A 20,034-nucleotide genomic window follows, 5' to 3' on the forward strand; every position below is an offset into this window, starting at 1 on the left:
AATGAATAGATGGTGCAAAGTGATGTTTTAGTGGTGATTGATTTACAAAATGGCGTGAACTCGGCTGAGTATCCGCTCGTTCATTTGGAGAATGTTTTGCATGGTGTGAACCAGCGGATTGGGAGTTACCGTCACGCAGAAAAGCCAGTGATTTTTGTACAGCATGTGGATGAGGAGTTGGTGATTGGTAGTGACGCTTGGGCTTTGATGCCTGTGCTTGATAATAGGCCTACTGACATATATATCAACAAAACACATGCGAATTCCTTTTATAAAACGGCGTTACCGACTATCCTTGATAATTTAAATGTGCAGAAAATCGAATTTTGTGGTGCTCAAACGGAATATTGTGTGGATACAACGGTCCGATTTGCGCATGGATTAGGTTATGATTGTTACATGATGCGTGGATTGCATACAACGGCTGATAGTGACTTGCTAGATGCAAAAACGATCATGGCGCATCATAGCATGATTTGGGATCGACGTTTCCTTCACTTTTTTGAATAAATAAAGAACGCAAAGCTGGTGTGAAAAGCTTTGCGTTCTTTGTTTATAGGACGGCTGCGACTTGCTCTTTCACATCAAATTGTCCATTCTTCATCGTGATTTTCACGTCGGATACTTTTGCGATTTCAGGATCATGCGTTACCATAATAACGCACTTACCTTCTTTGTGCGCCAAATCTTGGAACAATGTCACGACTTCTTTACTGGTTCGCTCGTCGAGATTTCCAGTCGGCTCATCTGCCACGATAAGGTCCGTTTCGCAACACAATGCGCGGGCAATTGAGACGCGTTGTTGCTGGCCGCCACTCAAGGTCAGGACTTTTTGGTGCGCCATTTTTTCGTCAATACCGACTTTGGCAAGCATATCGAGTGCGAATTGTTTTTTATCTGCCTGATTTACATGCGTGATTTCCATTGCGGTTGTCACGTTTTGGAGCGCGGTCATGTAGGTTAATAAGTTATAGCTTTGGAACACGATGGAAACGTACTGGTTACGGTATTTGTTGAGGCCAATTTTTTTCAAGGACAGGCCTTTGTAGAAAATTTCGCCATCTTGTTGTGCATCAAGGCCGCCAGCTAAGGAGAGGAAGGTTGTTTTTCCTGATCCTGAGCTACCAACAACCGTGTAGAAAACGCCTGTCGAAAAGGTGTAATTTATTTTATCCAAAATTGGATTGTCATTTTGTTTATAGGCATAGCTTACATCTTGGAATTCGAGAATTTTTGTCATCAGGGTCACGCTCCTATTCTTGTTTGGTCAAGATTGTTTTTGGATTCATGCGTAGTACTAGGATGGATGGGAGAAGTACGGAAATGAAGGCAATGCCAACGCCGATTCCGCCCATTTTCAGCATGTCTTCTAGGCTTACTTGGATGTCGAGTGATTTGATTTCAGCAGTGTTCGCTGTGAGTGATGAACCAAATCCTGGACCTCCGCCACCTGGGCCACCATTTCCGCCTGGACCTCTTTGGTTCGTTGTCGTTGATGTCGATTCTGATGCTGTTGCATTTTGTTGGGTTAGAAGTTGATTTCCAACAACTTGCGCGACATAGTGACTGCTTACCGCAGCGATTCCGAACGATAGAATGGCCACCACTAAAATTTCAACAAGGAACTGGCCAACAAGTTTGGATCGTTTTTCACCAATGGCGAGTAAAACACCCATTTCGTATTTACGTTCGCGGATCTGCATCATCACGAGTAGTCCTAGGATTAATGCGCCTGCAATCGATACGATGTACACGACATTTTTAGAAAAAGCGGCTACGTTGTTGATGGGGCCAATCATTTGTTGGTATGTCGCGTCATTAGCGTCTAATTTGAACGTATCCCAATCCACAGCAGTCACTTTTTTCGCTGCTTTTTCGAAAGCGCTGATGTTTGCTGCGTCATCCATGAAGTAAATCGCGGAATCAACAGTGTCTTTTGCGTCACTACCTTTGATTGTGTTGGCAACTGTGTATGGTACATAAATAGTGTTATATGGATTTAAGAATGAGAAGTTAGCTGCTGCGTCACTTCCTGCATCGGTTGTTTCATATATACCTTGAATGGTTAGTTCGACCGTTGTTGCTTCGTCGCTCGATTGGATTTTTATTTTATCGCCAACTTTGAGGTCGTTCTCTTCCGCTAGTGTTTTTTCGATCATGACGACATTTTTGCCAACGTCGCTTTCTGTGATTGCTTTACCGGACACGAGTTTGTCTGTGCCTGCTTTAAATTTCGTTGCTGTCGCGGAATCAAGTACACCGGAAACACTTAGGTCGGCTTGCACCATTTGTGGACGGTTAGTATCACTACTATCTCCGCCTGGGCCTTGTTGCTGCGCCGAGGATGTAGAATCATCGGATTGCGATGTGTCGCTTGATGATGCGATTGGCTCAAATCCCGATGCTAGGGCTTGGGTGTTGGAATAGAGATTGTAACCCGCGACGTGATCCAGTTCTGCTAATTTCTTGGCTGCTGCGACTGCGACTGGCGTGGATTCGAACATACGTCGCTCTGTCGTTGTACCGCTACTGCTAGATGACGACTCTTTTTGTTGCGCCTCCATTTGTTTTTCGCGGTCGACGCTTAAGGTCACATCCCCACCAAGTTCTTGTCTTGCTAGTTCGCTTGCTTTATTTGCCGCGGATTGAATCGTAAATCCGGAAAGAATAAGGACGCACACGATTGTAAAAATAAATAATTGCAAAATGGTTCTTCCTTTTCTTGCTTTCATGCTGAGTAATGCTCGTTTGATAAAATTCATATCGTTTCCTCCATTTCGTCTTGCTCTTTCTATAGATTAGACGTAAGGTATGAAAAAAATATGAACAAATTGTGTGCGGTATTTTAAACTTTTGGGAAAAACATTATTTAGCTTGATTTCGTGGCGAATATAGTCTAATTTTAAGGGAGAGCTTTAATGAGAGAGAGGCAAAAATGATGAAACTATTGATGATAGAAGATAACGTTAGCGTTTGTACGATGATTGAGATGTTTTTTATGAAGGAAAAGATAGACGTCACGTTTGTGCATGATGGCTTGGAAGGTTTTGAGACATTTGGTAAAGAAGATTGGGATATCGTGATTATCGATTTGATGTTGCCAGGGATGGATGGCATGACGATTTGTCATAAAATTCGCGAGACGAGCGATGTACCGATTATTATTTTGACAGCGAAAGAATCGGAGTCAGATCAAGTGTTGGGGCTTGAGATTGGTGCGGACGACTATGTGACGAAGCCGTTTAGCCCGCTCACGTTGATGGCGCGGATTAAAGCAGTGACGCGTCGCAAAGGTCAAGCGGTAGAAGTAAAGTCCGCGGATGATGATATTCTAGAAACAACCTATTTCAAAATTAGTAAAAAAACGCGGGAAATGTATTTTGAGGGGCGGCTACTTGAAGCGTTGACGCCGAAAGAATTCGATTTGTTATACTTCTTAATGAAGCATCCACGTCAGGTTTTCTCGCGGGAACAATTGCTGGAGCAGGTTTGGGGCTATCAGTTTTATGGGGATGAGCGGACAGTGGACGTTCATATTAAACGATTGCGTCAGAAAATCGCGACCGAAGCGCACCCGTTTCTCCATACCATATGGGGCGTTGGTTATAAATTCGATGAAACGGAATGATCAAAATGAAATTTAAATACTTTTATCAGCTTTTTTTGACACAGTTTGTTATTTTGTTTATCGCCTGTTTGATGATTGGGTTACTGATTTCGCATTTTATGAAGGATTATTTATATGAGACGCAAGTGGAGGATTTGACCGCGTATGGGAAAGAGATCGCGAAAGATGTGCAGAATATGTCGGACCGGGAAACCGGAAGTCCGATTTTGCAGACGTATCAGCAGATTTTAGGCGTGAAGAATATTCATTACGTGATTTTTGATGATACTGCTGCGATTGTTTATCCGCAAACGCATCGCCCGCTTCCACCCGATTTCCATCTGAAAACTGACGAATGGAAGGAATTGCAGGAAGGCAAGACGGTTTCGACGCTAGTAGACACACGCTTTACTGACCAATTGACGCGCGTGAGTATTCCGATTGAAAAAAATGGCGAATTTGCCGGTGGAATCATGCTTACCTCACCAATTAGCGGCACCGAGAAAGTCATCGGCAAAATTAATTGGTACGTTTTTTATACGATTCTGATTTCGATTACGATCGCCCTGATTTTGAGCGCGATTATTGCAAAACTACAAGTGAACCGCTTCCGTAAGCTAAGTTCAGCGACGAAGGAAGTCATTAAAGGCAATTACAGTGTGCGTTTAAAGGAGAATCCGATTGATGAGATTGGTGCACTCGCTGGTGATTTTAACAAGATGACGCAGACGTTAGAAGAATCCGCGATTGAGATTGAGCGCCAAGAAAAGCGCCGACGCCAGTTTATCGCCGATGTTTCCCATGAAATGCGGACGCCACTCACCACGATTAGCGGTTTGACAGAAGGTTTAGTCAACGATATTATTCCAAAAAGCGAGACAGATCGCTGTATTGCGTTGATTGATACCGAAGCACGGCGCTTGGCACGGCTCGTGAATGAAAATCTCGATTATGAGCGCATTCGTTCGAATCAGATTCAACTGCATAAAACGACATTTGCTGCACATGAATTTTTGGCGATTATCAAGGATCAGCTACAATTGACCGCCGAAAATAGAGGCAACCAGATTATTGTTGATACCTCAGATTCTGTCCAAATTTTCGCAGACTACGACCGATTGATGCAAGTTTTCATTAATATCGTGAAAAATAGCATCCAGTTTACCGAAAACGGCACGATTACCCTTTTGGCGAGGCAGGAATATAAAGAAACGATTTTCGAGATTAGCGACACAGGAATTGGCATGGATGAATCCGAAGTCGAGCAAATTTGGGATCGCTTCTACAAAGCCGATATGTCAAGGACGAGCACAAAGTTCGGCGAATCCGGCATTGGCCTGTCGATTGTAAAGCAGTTGATTAGCTATCATGATGGTGAGGTCAGCGTGCATAGCGTGGCTGGTGAGGGGACTACATTTACGATTAAATTGCCGTTTTTTGTGGATAATGACGGAATCTAACCAAATATATAAAAAAAGCAGGAGTTTGTATAGTCTCATGTAAAAATGGAGCTATACAAAGCCTGCTTAATTTTTATACTAGCTGTTAATTTATCAAAATCCTATAAACCATTTTTAAACCCCTTAAGAAAAAAGTCAAGACAAGCAAATCAAGCAAGAAACTGCTAATTATAGCTACTTTAGTTATTTCATTATTAATAACTCCTATCAAAAAAACTTCTACAAAAACACCATATAATAATACAAATAATTGTACAATAATTGTGGAAACATAGATATTAATTAGCTCTTCAAAGTTGCTCTTCCCCAATCTTTCTCTCACTTTTTCTGATAAAGACACTCCTAGCATAGATAGCGATGTGATATTAAACCCTATGACTATTGAAAAAATGGTCCTGAATGGAGTATTCCATTCTTTGAACTTCATAATCCACACCTTTATATTTTCACCCCAGAAAATATAGCTAACAATAGTTATAATAAGTATTGGTATGAAGATATCTACTATTTTTTCTGATGTAGTCATAAGCTTCAAATATTTTTTCAATGCTTGGAAAGGAAAATTATGTGCTTCAATAAACTTTTTCACTTATAATCACCTCTCTAACTTTACTCTCCTTTCCCCCCTTAACAATAATTCTGTATACAATAATTTCTCAAATTCAACTCTAGTTTCTACCGTTAAAATATCAGCTACATCAACTAATTTAATTTTATTCTTCTCAGTGGCTTTTTTTAGAGTAAAACTTAACTCTTCATCACTGGCCCCAGTACCAACTACCTTTACTTTTTTGATACTTTCCGGGAATATTTTACCTTGGGAAAAATTATTTCGTATGAAATTACCTACGCCATTTAAACCACCTTTAATATACTTAACATCCCATTTAAGACTAAAATAATTAGATTTTAAGTTAGTTGCTCCTTGAGACATTTGATTTAACAATTTATTTTCATGATTATTAATTTCTTCGTTTTTTATCTCTAGTTCTAAACTTCTAATTGTACTAGCTTTATTAAGTTTATTAAAAAAATCATTATCAAATATATTACTCGCTCGTATCGAAGTAATCTCTCTATCCAGATGCAATAGATTCTTTACTTCTATAAGATACTCAGTAAATTTTTTAGGCGTAATAAGAGTACTACCTTGCAATAATAAAAGACCATCTGAATATCTAACATAAAAATATAAATATTTGGATTCTGCTTCAGAAAGTTTTCGTTCGCTTGGCCTATCCTCCAAATCATTAAAGTTCATATAATTACTTATATCCTCTATAGTACCATACTTTAATCGACATATACTGAAGAGAATATTATCACCATCTAATTCTTCAATAATTTTATTATCTTCTCCATAATGAGCGACTTTGTCTAATGCCATAAATTTAGGATGAAATTTCCAGACCTTTTTTGCATTAGGAGCCTCGTTAATTCTGTTTAACCAATTTACAAAACTTTCCTTGTTCCAAGTATCTTGCTCTCCCACAAAGTCTCCTTCTTCATTTCTTCCCTCCGCTATAGAAGTCATCTCCAACTCATAAGAAAAAAAATTTAGTTCTTTCATTACTATTCCCCTTTTCATTATTTATCTAGTGGAATACATCTTCCCCATAATCATTCATCAATAGAACTTTAAGTGGATTATCTCTATCAACACGTCAGTTGCGCTCAAAATTTTTTTACCATCATAACAGGCTTCAAAACCCTTCCGCCTATCCAACTACTTTTCTAACTCTAGTCCAGAAACAAATGCGCTGAAAGAAGTTGCTAATTTATAAACATTCTCCTCATCACTAGACCCCTCTAGTCCTTGCCCATTATCCCAAAAATATACTCCTTCTTGATTGCCTTCACATATTAAAACAAATAATCCAGAACCATATTCTGTCCCTATGATTAATGATGACTCCATCAATTCATCGCTGTACTCTTTATACCAGCTTTCTAAATCAAAATTATCATTTTCGTTAATCCCCAATAACGCGCCTAAAACAATCTCTTCGCCATGAGATGGAATTACCATAGATAAATAATTTTCTTCTGGTACCCCACCATTTTTATTCATCAAAAATTGTTTATAGTCTTCTGGAAAATTTAGATACAAACCTTTTTCTAACCTAGTAATCTCTTGCATTGATAATGTGCCAAAACCTTTAATTTTATGCATATCCGTTGCTCCTTAGTGGCAAACGATTTTAATACTATTTTCCCTTGCTAGATTTCTTCTTATAGTTTTCAATCAGTTCGATACCACTCACATCAGTTGATTTAGGTAACATGTTTAATTTCTCATATTCCCAAATAGCTACGCGATCAACATAATCATAGCCATCTTTCTCTAAATCTTCATATCTGTATTGGATATTAAATTTACCTTCTGAATTTAATATAAAGTTTAGACTTTTCCACGGTTCTTGTTTGTTTACAATAAATTCATTCCACAGTTTTCTTAATAGATCACTTAGATTGCTCAAACCATTATCTACTTCTTCTACATCTACACCTTCTATATCTTCAATATCCAAGCTATATATCGGTGTAGTTTTACCCATAGGATAATAGTAGAAAAAAGTTGCGTCACTGTGTTCTTCCACCTCTGAATATAATAGAACTTCACTCCATTGCTCTGGAATTATCATATTGATTTCTGTCGCTATTTCTTGATATAATTCTTCCATCCTTGTTGTATCCACTTTACTGTCCCCCAAACTCATTTGGTAGCCTCCTTACATATTTTTTACCGTCAATGGTGTATTTTAAATCAAACCTCATTGGTCTTTTAGATTCTCCCATGTAAACAGGCTTAATATTCACATGAACACTTTTCCCTTCTACTAATGCCTTTTTCCATGAGTTTTCAATCGTTTTATACGCACTGACATTCACATTACCGTTCATTGCAACTATATTATCAATCAATGGTGAGCCATTAAATTGCGTTGCTATTAAATGACCACCATGATCACCTTGTGTACTTGGTGCCTTTACTCGATCCTCTCCACCAGCTTGTAACTGATGTTTTGTATTTCTAGTTCCCATATTCAATGATAGTTCACCATCAGCATCGTTAATTCTTCCCAAATTATCTGTTTGATATTTATAACCATTAGCGTCATATTTCGTATTAGGTTTTAGCTTAAACTCGCTCAAGAAATGACCATTAGCGTTTAAAACAAACCTATTTGATTTTCCTTGATAATCTTTTCCTTTTAGTTTCACATTACTATATATCTTGCTTACACTACTCTTAGGTACCTTAACTCCCTTGCTTTTCATTGCGATGCCACCTAATAAGACAAACGAAATGATCGAAAAGCTTTGCATTTTTGTTAACGGCATATCAGGATTTAATATGTTAATACCTTTCACTGCACCCAGCATATAATCCGTCATAAAATCGCCTGTTTCCTCGGATGTCACTTTAATTGTACCATCTTTTAAACCGTCATTATAGGCAATACTTGCTTCTGCGGTTTCGCGATTTGTGATACCATTTTTGCTTAAGATCCAATAGCTACCTTCCAGCGTCTTTGTGTAATCATCGAAGTTATACGTTTTCTTCGGTTTCTTCTCTGGTACTAAGTGATTCAGCCAGCCTAATTGCATTTTGCTGGAATCATAGGTGTGTGTCGTGCCATTGAATGCTTTTCCAGCCATGATTTCATTTATACCTGTCTTGACCTGATACATCCGCGATAAAACACCATGCATCATGTTCGTGTGGCTGTGCTCAAAATCCAGATACCGTTCTAAAATCTTGATCTCCTCTTTGATGTGCATCATTGACGTTTCAAGTCCCAGCTTCATACCTATCTGCTGTCCAAGGTTTAAGTTGCCCGTCATCGAATCCATCGCGTGCGTGAAGTCATCCAATAAATTCTCTGACCGCCTAATTTCGGCATATAACGCATCCAATTTATCCGAATCCAGTCGCGAGTCAAAGGAATCATCCACTTGGGATTCAAAGTCCTGCACATACTTCTTCAAAATCCGATCCGTTTCACTCAAGCACTCGATGGTCGTGTCTACGATGGGATAATGCACTGTTTCATAATAGCTTTTTGCACTATCGACAAACTCACCTTGGATCTCACCATCCGCCACTAATTTCGCAACGGCTTTTCGATAATCGCCCAGTGCATCCCGTAATCGTTCGCTTTCCCGTATAAATTGCCCCACAAAATAACGTACTTCCCCAATCTCAATCCGTGGCATGCGTCCCAGCCTCCTTTGATGCAAACTTGGCTCGTTGGTGCGCTCGACGCGATTCCTGTATCGCATCATCCACGGCATACATCTGTTTTTTCCGCTTCTGCCATTCTTCCGTCATCGTTTCTTCGACATGTCCTAATCTCTGTCGTGACCGATTCCCCTGCCATGCATCCTGAAAAGTATGCAAAACATGCTCTTGCGCACGTTTGGCTTTCGAAAACAATTGCTCTAACTCCTCAAACTGCCGCTCTTTCTTGATTTGCTCTTTCCAAGCATCTTCTTCCCGTTGTCTTGGTTGCATTGCTATGTATCCCCCTGACCTATTTTTTACTTCCCACCCATTCGATTCCTTGGTGTAACATATTGCCCAACGCTTTTTCCGAAGCAACAAATGTCTTCTCCACGTTTTTCAAATTCGCTGTATCTTTTTGAAACGCAGCGGGAGCGGATGCTGTCATTTGTGCAAACTCCATCGCGCCTTCAACCAGTTGCCGCGCGCTACCTGTAGAATACGAAACACTTGGCTTAGGCTGTAATTTCAACGTGTTCGTCGTTACTTGAATCGCACTCGCATGTTCCGCTAATCGGCCGCTTGGTAATTGTATTTTTTTCGCCATAAACTTCCCTCCAATTTGTAAGCTTTAACGTCATTAAGTGCCCTTATAGGTATCGTCCAAAAAATTTTTCTCATGGCTGAATACTAATTTTGATATCTGCATATCACTTATAAGACGCAACTCATACTCTTCACCACCTAAATAGCAGCATTTTTTTATTCTTTCATATTTTGGAAAACAGCCTTGGTTATTCATATCTCGAATAATTGAATAATATTTTCTACTAGCCTTTGCTTGATTCATTTTTATGCGAATTAAAATTAATGAAATACCAATTAGAATCGTGATTGAAAGCAGCGAAAGTATAGTCGAAGTAAATGAAAAAAATTCAGCAACATATTCATTTTTTTGATATTTCATCAATTCCTCAAAAAAGAAAGAATCACTCCTAAGAAATGTCTTAGCAGATTCAGACATTGTCGATTCTGCCAATATATCTTCTGTTTTTGCGCCCCTTATCTCACTATCTACAAAATGAACTATAAGCTTTTGAACTAAAATCAAACCCAATGGGAGTAGGATGGCTAGCGAAGAATTAATAATCATTGTCAATCCATAAACTCGGCGAACTATATGTAAAGGGACTAGCCATATTGACACAATATATAGCAACGCAACGATAATTATATAAACAGATATAGATATAGTTTCTGATTCAAAAACTATACGCCACTGTTCTTTCAAATTAACCAATACTATCAATGCAACAAATGGAATCAACGTAAAGAATATCCTATAGTACTTCAACAATATGTTCCCTGATATTGTAAATATAAATACAACTAACGCAAAAATCAGTATGCCCTCAAGCTGCGCTCTAGAGATTGGAAATATCATACTAATTATTATACATAGACTATAATACGTGTATAACAGGAAAAGAAAAAAACGCCCAATTTCCATACTCATTTGTTCAAAGTGGAGCTCTCGCATCTCAATATCTCTTGCTCTATTTTCATCAAAAATATAATAATAATATAAATTTTTAACCCTATATCTCTCGAAAAATAAATCCTCCATTGCTACATCCCAATAAAAATACAATTTTTTCATTCGATTCAAAGATACCACTAAAATAATTGTCCCAGCAAATAACTTATACTCTAGAGCAAAGAATGGAAGTATTAAAAAATAGAATACACCCAAAAGCATGATAAAAATAGAATACAACTCAGTGCTAAAACTCTGTTTAGAATTCATTGAATACCCCCAGTTGGATTTGATACTTGCTTTATACCTAATCGTCTTATAACTCTATATATTACATAATTATTGAATCCTCTAAACAAACCCAATAAGTATTATATCACAAATTATGCATAAAAACGCCAAAAATAGCAAAAACGCCTCACCCATTTTTTTCAGGCAAGACGTAATTTCACTATTTCTCATCTCAATTTCTCAACCGCTTCTTCCTCCGTAGCAACAAAATAAACATGGCTCCCCTTATTACTCTCATACATATAATCCTTAAAACTCTCACTATACATCGAAAAATCACCAATTATCGCCATTTTCAGCTGATAGGTCACTAATTTTTGAAAAGCATCACCCAACAATCCTGTTTTGAGATCGAAAAACGCCTCTAAAACAGCGACTTTATCAATGATAATTTTATGATACGTCGTTTCGTATTGCACACTCATCACAAAGTCCAACATTGATGCCGTATCAGTTATAATAACTTCATCATTTCTAACCCGAGCAATGCCGTCACTTTCTAATTTCTGAATCTCCATTTTCATGCCCCTTCCTAAGCGCGCATAAACTGATACGGCGTGATGTCACTCATTCCAATCATCGGATCAATCGTCATCCAATTCTCCTCCGTCAGCAACTTCCGATTACTCACCGTTGCCAATAAATCTTCTTCGCTCAACAACCGCTCATACAGCGTCGTATTCCGTTTATCCTCATCAATCCGCTCGACGCCCATCCGAAACGCGTCCTCTTCCCCGCAAACAATCAGAAACTGCTTGCTCCGAGTCACCGCCGTGTACAAAATATCGCGCCGCAACATCCGGTAATAACTCCGCACCACCGGCATAATCACAATCGGAAACTCGCTGCCCTGCGCCTTATGAATCGAACAACAATACGCATGTGTCAACTGGCCAAACTCCTGCCGAAAATACTCGACCTCCGTCTGATCAAACTGCACCACAACCATATCCTGCTTCTCCGTATTTTCCTTCGCATAAATAATCGAGACAATCTCGCCAAAATCGCCATTAAAAACGTTCTTCTCCGGCTGATTCACGAGTTGCAACACCCGATCCCCAATCCGAAAAACGATATCGCCGAACTTCACTTCTTTGCGCTTCCCATCCGGGTTCGCATTAAAAATCTCTTGCATTTTGCGATTTAAAATATCAATCCCAGCAGGTCCACGATACATCGGCGCCAAAACTTGGATATCCTTCGCACGAAATCCTTTTTTCTTCGCATTTTCAACGACCTTCTCCACGACTTCCGCAATCTGGTTCACCGTACAATGGAAGAACGAACGGTCTGCACTATTTTTCGTGAACGTTGCTGGTAAAAAACCTTGACGAATATCATGCGCCAACTCAATAATCGACGAACCGTCTTCCTGCCGATAAATATCTGTCAACTCCACCGTCGGAATCTCGTTCGACCGCAGCATATCCTTCAAAACCTGGCCAGGTCCAACAGACGGCAACTGATCCTGATCTCCTACTAAAATCACTTGCATGTGCGCCGGCAAAGCCCGAAATAGCTGATTAGCAAGCCAAATATCGACCATCGACATCTCATCAATAATCAACAATTTCCCTTCAATCGAACGCTCATTATCATCGTCTAACTGCTCCTGTCCGTTCATCCCCAACAATCGGTGAATCGTCATCGCAGGCAATCCCGTCGATTCCGTCATCCGTTTCGCCGCGCGTCCCGTCGGAGCTGCCAACAAAATCGGCAATTTCTGCCCATCCTTATACGACATCGGGTCCAAATTTACACCATTAAGCTCCGCGTAAAGCTCCACGATTCCCTTAATAACCGTCGTTTTCCCCGTACCAGGTCCCCCCGTCAAAATCAACATCGGCGACATCAACGCCTTTTCAAGCGCTACCTTCTGCGTTTCCCCGTAAGAAACTCCGATCCGATCCTCTAATTCACCCAGCGCGATATAGAACTCCGATTTTGGAAACAGTTCCTCGTATTCCTTTTGTCGCATCATCCGCTTCACGTGCGCTGCAAATCCAGCCTCCGCAAAATAAAGCGATGGCACATACACCCTCGTGTTCTCCGTCATCACCTTCATATCTTCCTCAAGCGCCGCCAACTGCTTCGTCAACAACTCCTGCTCAATTCGAACTGGCTCACTATTCTCAAGCAATTGCGTCACCGATTCCAGCAACACTTCCCGCTCCATAAAAACGTTTCCCTGCTGCAACGATTCCTGCTCCAACATGTACAAAATCGCTGCCTGCAATCGCGCATGATGATTCCCGCCAAGCCCAAGCTTACGACCAAGTTCATCCGCACGATTAAAACCGATCCCCTTCACATCTTCAATCAGCTTATACGGATTGCCCTCTAGCACGTTCAACGTATCCTGCTTATACGCCTGAAAAATTTTCATCGAGAGCTGCGGGCCAAAACCATACTCATTCAAACTCACCATAATGTGCTCTAGACCTTGGTTTTCACGCAACGATTCCAGCAAACTCTCCGCCGTCGCAAGCGGTAATCGCGGCACCGTTTGAAGTAGCGACGGATCGGCTAAAATTCGACTGATCGCATCCTCACCAAGCGTATCCACCACACGTTCCGCCGTCTTTTTCCCGATGCCCTTAAAAAGTTCCCCAGATAAGTACTGCACCACACCTTGCTTCGTTTGCGGCATCTCTTTTTTGAACCGATCCGCCTTAAACTGCTGACCAAATTTGGCGTGGTCCATTAATTTACCATGAAATATGTACGCCTCTTGCTCATGAAGGGCAGGAAAAAAGCCCGTCACAACGATATCCTTCTCGTCCCACGTCGTATTCGTATCTTGCACCTGAATCCGCACAACAGAAAACAAGTTCTCACTATTATGAAAAATCGTCGACATCACGAGCCCTTTCATGTATAGTTCCTCATTCTCGCCGAGCAATCCTAACGTTTCTTGCATGTCCATTTTCCCACCCCCTCTCACTTTCTATGTTTTCCTTATTCGCCGCTTGCCTCTAAATCTTGAATCGCTGCCAGCGCATTTGCCGCCAATTCATGATTCTCATCACTTTTTACCGCTTTTTCAAAATAACTTTTGCCGACAACTAAATCGCCTTGCCACGCTAAGTAAGCCGCGCCGATATTGTAAAGCGCATCCGCATCGTCAGGTTTCAGCATCAATACACGTTCTAGTGCATCAATCGCCTCTTCAAACATATCTGACTTTGCAAGCGCAATCCCATATTGAAATGCCGCTTCCACATCTTCAGGCGCAAGCTCCACGGAACGAAGCAAATACGGAATCGCAAGCAAATTCTCCTCCATTTGCATAAAACTCATCCCAATCATGAAATAAACATCCGCTGAATCAAGGCCATTCGCAATTGCCTGTTCAAATTGCTTCGCCGCATCTTGATAACGCTCCAACACATAGTACAGATTTCCTAAACTATAATAAGCTGCTGAAGCCTTGCTATCCAGTTCAATTCCCCGTTCAAAAAAGCGCTCCGCACGCTCAAAATCATCCATCGAAAGCAACACATTCCCAAAATTGATGAAACCAACCGGATCATTCGGGTGTTCCTCGATGACCTCCGTAAAAAGACGAACTGCCGTCTCTAAATCATTTTTTTGCATGGCTTCAATACCTTGTGCATTTTTATCCAAATCTGTTCCTCCTTATTTTACAACGAGGGCAAGCCAAGTTTTCAGCGCCGTCACCGTTTGATTTGTTTGTTCTGTCACGCTAATTGTCGCGTCATTGTCCCCATTCTGTTTCCCATAAGCACCAAACTGTGCATGATTTCCGCCCTCAATGGAAACAAAAGTCGTGTTTTCAGGCAAGTATTTCTTGTTTTTTTCATATGTATCCCAATTTAGCACGCCATCCTTCGTTGCCGTAACCGACAATGCTGAAAACGGTGCTTTTGCAAGCGTCCCCTTCTCATCTGCGTAACTCGCCAAAAAGAAAATACCATCCAAATCACCCATATTGTCATGAGCAAAACGCGCAGCCATAGCGCCACCAAGCGAATGTCCACCAATCACGAAATGCTCCTCTGTATGCGTATTGATAATATCTGCGGCCTTATTTTGTCCAAAAACAGCCAAATTCAGCGGCATATCAGCAATGTACACTTTGTAACCAGCATTGGCAAGTCCTTTCGCCACCGGAGCATAACTCAGCGGATCAATAAATGCCCCCGGATAAAAAATCACGCTTTCCTTCACTTCTTGATTGAGTGGCGTAAACATCAAAAAGCCGCTATCATCCACGACATCCACTTTTTTCGTTGAATTCCCTGCTTCCTCAGCAAATGAACTCGGTGACGTATTAAAATACAAATAACTGCCACCAATCAACAAAATCAGCACAGCTAACACGATCCATAATGTCTTTTTCATGCGATTCCTCTTTCCTTAGAAAAGGTCAGGAAAGCCTCATTTTCACCCGTCCCGACCTCCTATTTAACCTACATACCGCAACTGCACATCTTGTTTATAAATCTCATCAATCGTTCCGCCGCCTAGACAAACATCCCCATCATAGAGAACGAGCGCTTGACCTGGCGTCACGGCACGAGCAGGCTCATCGAAAATAACATTCGCTTTATTCCCCTCCAACAAATGCACCGTCACACCAACATCTTCTTGGCGGTAACGGAATTTCGCCGTACAATGGAACACCGCTTCGACAGGACGATCCGATACAAAGCTCATATCCGTTGCTACAAGCGAATCCGAATACAGGCTGTCGTGATGGAACCCCTGCTCCACGAACAAGACATTATTCGCCAAATCTTTCCCGACAACAAACCACGGATCGCCATCGCCGCCAATGCCTAAACCATGACGCTGCCCAATCGTGTGATACATCAAACCATCATGCTTGCCCATCACCTTACCGCCCAGCGTCTTCATCTCACCAGGTTGCGCCGGCAAATACTCACTCAAAAACTGCTTGAAATTGCGTTCCCCGATAAAACAAATCCCCGTACTATCCTTCTTACCCGCCGTTGCAAGTTCCGCTTCTTCCGCAATCCGGCGCACTTCCGGTTTTTCCAGTCCACCGAGCGGGAACATCACCTTCGCAATTTGCGCTTGCGATAACTGATTCAAAAAGTACGTCTGATCCTTATTCCGATCCACGCCACGCAACATTTTAACCTCATTATCAATCGTTTCCACACGCGCATAATGCCCCGTTGCCACAAAATCAGCGCCCAAACTCTCCGCATGCTCCAAAAATGCCTTAAACTTAATTTCCTTATTACACATCACGTCCGGATTCGGCGTCCGACCTAATTTATACTCCTCCAAGAAATACGTAAACACCTTGTCCCAGTACTCCTTTTCAAAATTAACAGCATAATATGGAATCCCAATCTGATTTGCCACACGAATAACGTCCTCATAATCTTCCGTCGCCGTACACATACCAAATTCGTCCGTATCATCCCAATTTTTCATAAAGATTCCGATAACATCATAGCCCTGCTCTTTCAGCAAATAAGCCGTCACCGACGAGTCCACGCCGCCAGACATACCAACAACTACCCGCGTCTTACTATTATCCATTTTAACTACTCCTCACCTTCACTTACAAAGTCGCTGTACCACTTTTACAATCTCGCTTGCCGCATTCTCGATCTCCTCGTAAGAATTACCAAGGCCAAAACTAATTCGAATCGATTCGCGCACACCCGCATGGTCTGCACCAAACAGTCCCACCAAGACATGCGACGGATCCACCGTGCCAGCTGTACAAGCCGAACCACTAGAAACCGCGATTCCCGCCATATCCAAATTCATCAATAACTGCTCCACCGAAACGCCCGGAAAGCGCACATTCAAAATATGCGGCAACCCCTTTTCAAGCGAACCATTCACCTCAAATAGAATTCCGTTCTCCGCAAAAGTATCCACTAGAACCTGCTTATACTCCGCAAAATCCGAACGTTTTTGTTTCCGTGACTCCAAAGAAATCCGTACAGCTTCTGCCATACCACAAATCCCCGGCAAATTCTCCGTCCCAGCTCGACGCTTACGCTCCTGCTCCCCGCCGTGAAAAGGATACTCCAAATTCGTCCCATTTTTCACATACAAAAAGCCAATCCCGCGCGGTCCATTAATCTTATGCGCCGTAACTGTCAACATATCCACGCCAAGCTCCGCGACATCCATTTCGAACATCCCAAAAGCCTGTACCGCATCCGTGTGAAACAACGCTTGATGCTCCACAAGCCGCTCACCAATCGCTCGAATCGGTTGAACCGAGCCAATCTCATTATTGCCATACATGATCGAAACCAAAATCGTATCATCCGTAAGCGCCGCGTCAAAATCTTCGAGTGAAATAACACCCGTCTTATCCACCGGCAAATACGTCACATCAAACCCCTGTGTTTCCAGATACACACACGACTCCAAAACAGCTGGGTGTTCGATCGCCGTCGTAATAATATGCTTGCCGTGCTCACGATTCGCGTAGGCCGCCCCAATCAACGCAATATTATCGCCTTCCGTGCCGCCACTTGTAAACACAATCTCCCGCTCATCCGCACCAATACTTCGCGCGACAATTTCCCTCGCCTCATCAAGCGCCTTCCGTGCCTCTCTCCCAGCAAAGTGAATGCTAGATGGATTCCCATAATTATTCGTAAAACTAGCCAGCATCGCCTGCACAACCTCCGGATGAATCGGACTCGTCGCAGCATGATCCAAATACACTCGTTCTATCATTAAAATCGCTTCCTTCTATACTAAAAACCAATAATCAGTCTTTAAAACTTGTTTTTATAACCACTCCCATTTTAGCAAGAAATGCCGCCGAAAGCAAAAAAGCAGTATGGGTTTAGTTCTGAGATCTGATAAAAGTTTGGTTTGAGTAAAATTAGGTCGATGTATCAGTTGGGAAACCTGATGGATAATGTTTGCTTGATTTATTAAGATTGGTTATTTATCTTTGTGTTGTGGCTGTTCTGAATAAACAGAGGATGCTTATATTTGCCCTTCCATTCATTCCAAGCTTTGCGTCTAAGAGCCACTGAGGGATTACCTGCTCACTGCGTTCGCATGCATATTGAGGCTCTAACTCAGCAAAAGACGCTTCGTAAAAGCCACAACAAAAAACGCCCCATTTTGCAAAACGTCAAAATCCCGTTCACAAATGAAGCGCTCGAATCTTATTTTTAACAATAAAGAAACCCCAATCGTACCGTCTTTAATACCATTGTTTGAACCCGCTATTAACAGCAGGTGGGTGCTCTGTCTGACGGTTTACAAGTCCTCGTGAAAAGGCATGTGCGCTGCGCCCGAACTCGGGCTCCCTAGGTAGATCAAATTGTTCGGTTCAATAATATAGGTACCATAACGAATACATTAGGGTTTCTTTATTGACCTAAGAATAACACATAATTTTGCAGATTTCAATTTGGAGCACTCAATAACGTATCTTTTTTTACGAAGACGAAACTCCAATGTAAGCGTCATCTCCTCTAATTTCTCTCATGCCATAAAAAGGACTACTTTTTATTCTGATTAATCTTCTCATAAACCCCAGCAATCGTCTGCTCATACTTTGACGTCAACTTCGGTTCATAATACTTCGCTTGCAAAAGCCGATCCGGCAAATACTGTTGATCTACCCACGCATTATCATAACTATGCGGGTATTTATAATCCAACGCCCGACCGAGCTCCTTCGCACCAGAATAGTGACCATCTCGCAAATGATCGGGAACTTCACCGCTCTTACCAGCTCGAATATCTGCTAGCGCGTTATCGATCGCTACGATTGCCGAATTTGATTTCGGCGACAAACAAAGTTCAATAACAGCATTAGCGAGCGGAATTCGCGCTTCTGGAAAGCCGATTTTTTCAGCGGTTTGAATTGCCGACAAAGTATGCGTCGCAGCCTGCGGATTCGCAAGCCCAACATCCTCATACGCCATCACCAGAAGCCGCCTGCTAATACTTATTAAATCGCCTGCCTCAATCAACCTACCCATATAATGGAGTGCTGCATTCACGTCACTGCCTCGAACCGATTTCTGAAACGCACTCAACACATCATAATGTGCATCGCCATCCTTATCATGCGCCAGACTCTTCCGCTGCAAACACTCTTCCGCGACACCAATCGTCACATGCACTTTGCCATCTTCCTCCGGTTCCGATGAAATAACCGCCAGTTCCAAGGCATTCAGGGCACTCCGAACATCTCCGTTACTCGCCGTCGCTAAATGTGTCTTCGCATCTTGATCCAACACAACATCATACGCGCCAAGCCCTCGTTCAGCATCCATCAAAGCCCGATCCATCGTCACCTCAATATCCGCTACCGATAACGGCTTCAATTCAAAAATTTGCGTCCGACTCCTGATTGCCGGGTTAATCGCAATATACGGATTACTCGTCGTCGCCCCAATCAAAATGATCTGGCCACTCTCTAAATGCGGCAACAGAAAATCTTGTTTCGGCTTGTCTAAACGATGCACCTCATCCAAAAGTAAGATAACCGTCCCGCTCATCTTCGCCTCTGCCGCCACGATTTCTAAATCTTTCTTATTATTCGTCACCGCATTTAACATCCTAAAAGCGTATTTCGTACTGCCCGCAATCGCACTAGCAATCGAGGTTTTCCCAATACCAGGCGGTCCATATAAAATCATGGAAGACAATTGTTTTGCCTTTACCATCCGATAAATCACTTTATCCTTGCTCACTAGATGCGTCTGACCCACAATATCATCCAGTGACTTCGGCCGCATACGGTAAGCAAGTGGCTGAATCGCCATATTCCTCCACCCCTTTACTCGTCATTCATTTCATTCTCCTATTATACCACAAGAACATTCGTTCCTACAGCAAAAATCAAACACCTCAAGTTTTGCTCGCTTCTTTCCAACATATGCTTTATAATGATTCAAGTATAGCGATTAATAGAACG

General features: G+C 41.8%; 20 protein-coding genes and 1 other RNA gene. 3 read left to right on the forward strand and 18 right to left on the reverse strand.

What is annotated here, in order from left to right; all coding sequences use genetic code 11:
* Window positions 1–9 precede the first annotated feature (9 nt).
* A complete protein-coding gene (locus HCJ54_RS07015) occupies window positions 10–510 on the forward strand; it encodes a cysteine hydrolase family protein (RefSeq protein WP_187137132.1) in 501 nt (166 codons plus the stop codon).
* Window positions 511–553: 43 nt separating this feature from the next.
* Here HCJ54_RS07015 and HCJ54_RS07020 read toward each other — a convergent pair whose 3' ends face one another.
* Window positions 554–1,240 carry an ABC transporter ATP-binding protein gene (locus HCJ54_RS07020; protein WP_187137133.1) on the reverse strand — a complete coding sequence of 229 codons (687 nt, stop codon included), beginning with the start codon at window positions 1,238–1,240 and terminating at the stop codon, window positions 554–556.
* A gap of 13 nt (window positions 1,241–1,253) precedes the next feature.
* Entirely contained in the window at window positions 1,254–2,762 is a 1,509-nt protein-coding gene (locus HCJ54_RS07025) for an ABC transporter permease (RefSeq protein ID WP_185525214.1), read from the reverse strand.
* A gap of 176 nt (window positions 2,763–2,938) precedes the next feature.
* On the opposite strand from HCJ54_RS07025, the gene HCJ54_RS07030 reads away from it, so the two are divergent.
* Both HCJ54_RS07030 and pieS read left to right on the forward strand, forming a co-directional pair.
* Window positions 2,939–3,628, forward strand: a complete 690-nt coding sequence (locus HCJ54_RS07030) for a response regulator transcription factor (RefSeq protein WP_187137267.1) — start codon at window positions 2,939–2,941, stop codon at window positions 3,626–3,628.
* Window positions 3,625–5,067 carry a two component system sensor histidine kinase PieS gene (gene pieS, locus HCJ54_RS07035; RefSeq protein WP_187137134.1) on the forward strand — a complete coding sequence of 481 codons (1,443 nt, stop codon included), beginning with the start codon at window positions 3,625–3,627 and terminating at the stop codon, window positions 5,065–5,067. Before HCJ54_RS07030 ends, pieS begins: the two co-directional genes overlap by 4 nt.
* Before the next feature lie 85 nt (window positions 5,068–5,152).
* Here pieS and HCJ54_RS07040 read toward each other — a convergent pair whose 3' ends face one another.
* The 16 genes from HCJ54_RS07040 to HCJ54_RS07115 all read right to left on the reverse strand — a co-directional run bounded on the left by HCJ54_RS07040 (window position 5,153) and on the right by HCJ54_RS07115 (window position 19,882).
* Window positions 5,153–5,656 carry a hypothetical protein gene (locus HCJ54_RS07040; protein WP_187137135.1) on the reverse strand — a complete coding sequence of 168 codons (504 nt, stop codon included), beginning with the start codon at window positions 5,654–5,656 and terminating at the stop codon, window positions 5,153–5,155.
* Window positions 5,657–5,662: 6 nt separating this feature from the next.
* Window positions 5,663–6,637, reverse strand: a complete 975-nt coding sequence (locus HCJ54_RS07045) for a hypothetical protein (RefSeq protein ID WP_187137136.1) — start codon at window positions 6,635–6,637, stop codon at window positions 5,663–5,665.
* Between the two features lie 156 nt (window positions 6,638–6,793).
* Window positions 6,794–7,240, reverse strand: a complete 447-nt coding sequence (locus HCJ54_RS07050) for an SMI1/KNR4 family protein (RefSeq protein WP_187137137.1) — start codon at window positions 7,238–7,240, stop codon at window positions 6,794–6,796.
* 34 nt (window positions 7,241–7,274) lie between these two features.
* Window positions 7,275–7,787, reverse strand: a complete 513-nt coding sequence (locus tag HCJ54_RS07055) for an immunity protein YezG family protein (protein WP_222712981.1) — start codon at window positions 7,785–7,787, stop codon at window positions 7,275–7,277.
* The gene (locus tag HCJ54_RS07060) at window positions 7,768–9,288 is read right to left on the reverse strand and encodes a DNA/RNA non-specific endonuclease (protein ID WP_187137138.1); all 1,521 of its coding nucleotides are present in this window, start codon (window positions 9,286–9,288) and stop codon (window positions 7,768–7,770) included. The genes HCJ54_RS07055 and HCJ54_RS07060 overlap by 20 nt, the downstream gene beginning before the upstream one ends.
* On the reverse strand, window positions 9,275–9,586 hold the full coding sequence (locus tag HCJ54_RS07065) for a hypothetical protein (protein ID WP_187137139.1): 312 nt from the start codon (window positions 9,584–9,586) through the stop codon (window positions 9,275–9,277). The genes HCJ54_RS07060 and HCJ54_RS07065 overlap by 14 nt, the downstream gene beginning before the upstream one ends.
* A gap of 19 nt (window positions 9,587–9,605) precedes the next feature.
* The gene (locus HCJ54_RS07070) at window positions 9,606–9,902 is read right to left on the reverse strand and encodes a hypothetical protein (protein ID WP_185409146.1); all 297 of its coding nucleotides are present in this window, start codon (window positions 9,900–9,902) and stop codon (window positions 9,606–9,608) included.
* 33 nt (window positions 9,903–9,935) lie between these two features.
* On the reverse strand, window positions 9,936–11,102 hold the full coding sequence (locus tag HCJ54_RS07075; protein ID WP_187137140.1) for a hypothetical protein: 1,167 nt from the start codon (window positions 11,100–11,102) through the stop codon (window positions 9,936–9,938).
* Window positions 11,103–11,290: 188 nt separating this feature from the next.
* The gene (locus tag HCJ54_RS07080) at window positions 11,291–11,641 is read right to left on the reverse strand and encodes a DUF4180 domain-containing protein (protein WP_187137141.1); all 351 of its coding nucleotides are present in this window, start codon (window positions 11,639–11,641) and stop codon (window positions 11,291–11,293) included.
* A gap of 14 nt (window positions 11,642–11,655) precedes the next feature.
* Window positions 11,656–14,049: an SF1B family DNA helicase RecD2 gene (gene recD2 / locus HCJ54_RS07085; protein WP_185525205.1), complete on the reverse strand. Its 2,394-nt coding sequence runs from the start codon at window positions 14,047–14,049 to the stop codon at window positions 11,656–11,658.
* Between the two features lie 32 nt (window positions 14,050–14,081).
* Complete coding sequence (locus tag HCJ54_RS07090; protein WP_244966914.1) at window positions 14,082–14,750, reverse strand: tetratricopeptide repeat protein; 669 nt, start codon at window positions 14,748–14,750, stop codon at window positions 14,082–14,084.
* 12 nt (window positions 14,751–14,762) lie between these two features.
* A complete protein-coding gene (locus tag HCJ54_RS07095) occupies window positions 14,763–15,488 on the reverse strand; it encodes an alpha/beta hydrolase (protein ID WP_187137142.1) in 726 nt (241 codons plus the stop codon).
* A gap of 63 nt (window positions 15,489–15,551) precedes the next feature.
* Entirely contained in the window at window positions 15,552–16,661 is a 1,110-nt protein-coding gene (gene mnmA, locus HCJ54_RS07100) for a tRNA 2-thiouridine(34) synthase MnmA (protein WP_187137143.1), read from the reverse strand.
* Window positions 16,662–16,679: 18 nt separating this feature from the next.
* The gene (locus tag HCJ54_RS07105; RefSeq protein ID WP_187137144.1) at window positions 16,680–17,825 is read right to left on the reverse strand and encodes a cysteine desulfurase family protein; all 1,146 of its coding nucleotides are present in this window, start codon (window positions 17,823–17,825) and stop codon (window positions 16,680–16,682) included.
* Window positions 17,826–18,284: 459 nt separating this feature from the next.
* A non-coding RNA gene (ssrS, locus tag HCJ54_RS07110) (6S RNA) lies at window positions 18,285–18,474 on the reverse strand.
* Between the two features lie 133 nt (window positions 18,475–18,607).
* Window positions 18,608–19,882 (reverse strand): replication-associated recombination protein A, encoded by a 1,275-nt coding sequence (locus tag HCJ54_RS07115; protein WP_187137145.1) that lies wholly within the window; start codon window positions 19,880–19,882, stop codon window positions 18,608–18,610.
* Between the last annotated feature and the right edge of the window lie 152 nt (window positions 19,883–20,034).

The organism is Listeria grandensis (assembly GCF_014322885.1).
GTDB classification, from domain to species: domain Bacteria; phylum Bacillota; class Bacilli; order Lactobacillales; family Listeriaceae; genus Listeria_A; species Listeria_A grandensis.

Coding starts and splice junctions, on each gene's coding strand:
- HCJ54_RS07015 (WP_187137132.1), top strand. CDS start 10: ATGGTGCAAAGTGATGTTTTAGTGGTGATTGATTTACAAAATGGCGTG.
- HCJ54_RS07020 (WP_187137133.1), bottom strand. CDS start 1,240: ATGACAAAAATTCTCGAATTCCAAGATGTAAGCTATGCCTATAAACAA.
- HCJ54_RS07025 (WP_185525214.1), bottom strand. CDS start 2,762: ATGAATTTTATCAAACGAGCATTACTCAGCATGAAAGCAAGAAAAGGA.
- HCJ54_RS07030 (WP_187137267.1), top strand. CDS start 2,939: ATGAAACTATTGATGATAGAAGATAACGTTAGCGTTTGTACGATGATT.
- pieS (WP_187137134.1), top strand. CDS start 3,625: ATGATCAAAATGAAATTTAAATACTTTTATCAGCTTTTTTTGACACAG.
- HCJ54_RS07045 (WP_187137136.1), bottom strand. CDS start 6,637: ATGAAAGAACTAAATTTTTTTTCTTATGAGTTGGAGATGACTTCTATA.
- HCJ54_RS07050 (WP_187137137.1), bottom strand. CDS start 7,240: ATGCATAAAATTAAAGGTTTTGGCACATTATCAATGCAAGAGATTACT.
- HCJ54_RS07055 (WP_222712981.1), bottom strand. CDS start 7,787: ATGAGTTTGGGGGACAGTAAAGTGGATACAACAAGGATGGAAGAATTA.
- HCJ54_RS07060 (WP_187137138.1), bottom strand. CDS start 9,288: ATGCCACGGATTGAGATTGGGGAAGTACGTTATTTTGTGGGGCAATTT.
- HCJ54_RS07065 (WP_187137139.1), bottom strand. CDS start 9,586: ATGCAACCAAGACAACGGGAAGAAGATGCTTGGAAAGAGCAAATCAAG.
- HCJ54_RS07070 (WP_185409146.1), bottom strand. CDS start 9,902: ATGGCGAAAAAAATACAATTACCAAGCGGCCGATTAGCGGAACATGCG.
- HCJ54_RS07075 (WP_187137140.1), bottom strand. CDS start 11,102: ATGAATTCTAAACAGAGTTTTAGCACTGAGTTGTATTCTATTTTTATC.
- HCJ54_RS07080 (WP_187137141.1), bottom strand. CDS start 11,641: ATGGAGATTCAGAAATTAGAAAGTGACGGCATTGCTCGGGTTAGAAAT.
- recD2 (WP_185525205.1), bottom strand. CDS start 14,049: ATGGACATGCAAGAAACGTTAGGATTGCTCGGCGAGAATGAGGAACTA.
- HCJ54_RS07095 (WP_187137142.1), bottom strand. CDS start 15,488: ATGAAAAAGACATTATGGATCGTGTTAGCTGTGCTGATTTTGTTGATT.
- mnmA (WP_187137143.1), bottom strand. CDS start 16,661: ATGGATAATAGTAAGACGCGGGTAGTTGTTGGTATGTCTGGCGGCGTG.
- HCJ54_RS07105 (WP_187137144.1), bottom strand. CDS start 17,825: ATGATAGAACGAGTGTATTTGGATCATGCTGCGACGAGTCCGATTCAT.
- HCJ54_RS07115 (WP_187137145.1), bottom strand. CDS start 19,882: ATGGCGATTCAGCCACTTGCTTACCGTATGCGGCCGAAGTCACTGGAT.